The following is a 2,500-nucleotide window of genomic DNA, read 5'->3' on the forward strand; positions in this document are numbered from 1 at the left end:
GCCCAGTTCTGATGATCCCATGGATGGCCTAGCCGGCCGGATATGGGTGAAGGACTGGAGGTAGGTAGGGAGCTTGTCACTCTGGATTGTTCGTTGTTCGTTGCCTTTGGGCATCGTCTGATGAACGATCGGATTACCGTTGCCTGACCGCGCGGTATCGGATCATATCTCGAGAAGCTGGTCTTAAGACAGGCTGCAAGCGAGCTGCTCGGCGTAGCTCCAATAAAGCAGACCTGTCGAACACGTTAATGGCATTGTTGGATTGACTGGGTTGTAAAAGGTAACCCGGTCTGTTGCCGTTCCTTCGGAACGGGCAACGAGACGATGAGCATTGGCAATGAGAACGATTAAGTGTCGTAAGGGCATTTGGTGGATGCCTTGGCATGCACAGGCGATGAAGGACGTGATACGCTGCGAAAAGCCGTGGGGAGCTGCGAATGAGCTTTGATCCATGGATCTCCGAATGGGGCAACCCACCTTAAATGCTTGGGAAATCGAGCGTGCCGTTGGCACGAAAGTGAGTAGGAATTAGTGATTAGTGAGCAGTGAAAACTACTCACTACCGACTGATCACTACTCACTGCGCGTCAAGGACGCGCTCGGTTTCCAAGCATTGTGATAAGGTATCTACACCTGAATACATAGGGTGTAAGAAGCGAACGCAGGGAACTGAAACATCTAAGTACCTGCAGGAAAGGACATCAACCGAGACTCCGCAAGTAGTGGCGAGCGAACGCGGACCAGGCCAGTGGCAATTGTGATTAAAGTGGAACGCTCTGGAAAGTGCGGCCGTAGTGGGTGACAGCCCCGTACGCGTAGATATCATGATTGTCCTAGAGTAGGGCGGGACACGAGAAATCCTGTCTGAACATGGGGAGACCACTCTCCAAGCCTAAGTACTCGTGCATGACCGATAGCGAACAAGTACCGTGAGGGAAAGGTGAAAAGCACCCCGACAAGGGGAGTGAAATAGAACCTGAAACCGGATGCCTACAAACAGTCGGAGCCCGCAAGGGTGACGGCGTACCTTTTGTATAATGGGTCAACGACTTAGTGTAACAAGCAAGCTTAAGCCGGTAGGTGTAGGCGAAGCGAAAGCGAGTCTGAATAGGGCGATATAGTTTGTTGCATTAGACCCGAAACCGAGTGATCTAGCCATGAGCAGGTTGAAGGTTGGGTAACACCAACTGGAGGACCGAACCCGCATCTGTTGCAATAGATTGGGATGACTTGTGGCTAGGGGTGAAAGGCCAATCAAACTCGGAAATAGCTGGTTCTCCGCGAAATCTATTTAGGTAGAGCGTCGAGCGAATACCCCCGGGGGTAGAGCACTGGATGGGCTATGGGGACTCACCGTCTTACTGATCCTAACCAAACTCCGAATACCGGGGAGTACTACTCGGCAGACACACGGCGGGTGCTAACGTCCGTCGTGAAAAGGGCAACAACCCTAACCTCCAGCTAAGGTCCCCAAGTCATGGCTAAGTGGGAAAGGATGTGAGGATCCCAAAACAACCAGGATGTTGGCTTAGAAGCAGCCATCATTTAAAGAAAGCGTAACAGCTCACTGGTCTAAATAAGGGTCTTTGCGCCGAAAATGTAACGGGGCTGAAGCCATGCACCGAAGCTGAGGATGTGTAGCAATACACGTGGTAGCGGAGCGTTCCGTAAGCTGATGAAGGGAGACCCGTGAGGGCTCCTGGAGGTATCGGAAGTGCGAATGTTGACATGAGTAACGATAAAGAGGGTGAGAGACCCTCTCGCCGAAAGACCAAGGGTTCCTGCTTAAAGTTAATCTGAGCAGGGTTAGCCGGCCCCTAAGGCGAGGCAGAAATGCGTAGTCGATGGGAACCACGTTAATATTCGTGGGCCTGGTGGTAGTGACGGATTGCACAAGTTGTTCATTCTAATTGGATTGGATGGGCAGCGGAGCGGTTCCAGGAAATAGCTCCACCGTATAGACCGTACCCGAAACCGACACAGGTGGTCAGGTAGAGTATACCAAGGCGCTTGAGAGAACTATGTTGAAGGAACTCGGCAAATTGCACGCGTAACTTCGGAAGAAGCGTGACCCCATGCTAGGCAACTATTATGGGGTGGCACAGACCAGGGGGTAGCGACTGTTTATCAAAAACACAGGGCTCTGCGAAGTCGCAAGACGACGTATAGGGTCTGACGCCTGCCCGGTGCTGGAAGGTTAAGAGGAGAGGTGCAAGCTTTGAATCGAAGCCCCAGTAAACGGCGGCCGTAACTATAACGGTCCTAAGGTAGCGAAATTCCTTGTCGGGTAAGTTCCGACCTGCACGAATGGCGTAACGACTTCCCCGCTGTCTCCAACATAGACTCAGTGAAATTGAATTCCCCGTGAAGATGCGGGGTTCCTGCGGTCAGACGGAAAGACCCCGTGCACCTTTACTATAGCTTTACACTGGCATTCGTGTCGGCATGTGTAGGATAGGTGGTAGGCTTTGAAGCGGGGACGCCAGTTTCCGTGGAGCCA

At 52.3% G+C, this 2,500-nt stretch carries 1 rRNA gene (only partly in view); it reads left to right on the forward strand.

The features are described from left to right. Window positions 1-345: 345 nt before the first annotated feature. A 23S ribosomal RNA gene (locus RWJ89_RS33155) occupies window positions 346-2,500 on the forward strand (it continues 726 nt past the right edge of the window).

It is taken from the genome of Rhizobium sp. 10PS4 (assembly GCF_032464805.1).
Lineage (GTDB): Bacteria > Pseudomonadota > Alphaproteobacteria > Rhizobiales > Rhizobiaceae > Rhizobium > Rhizobium laguerreae.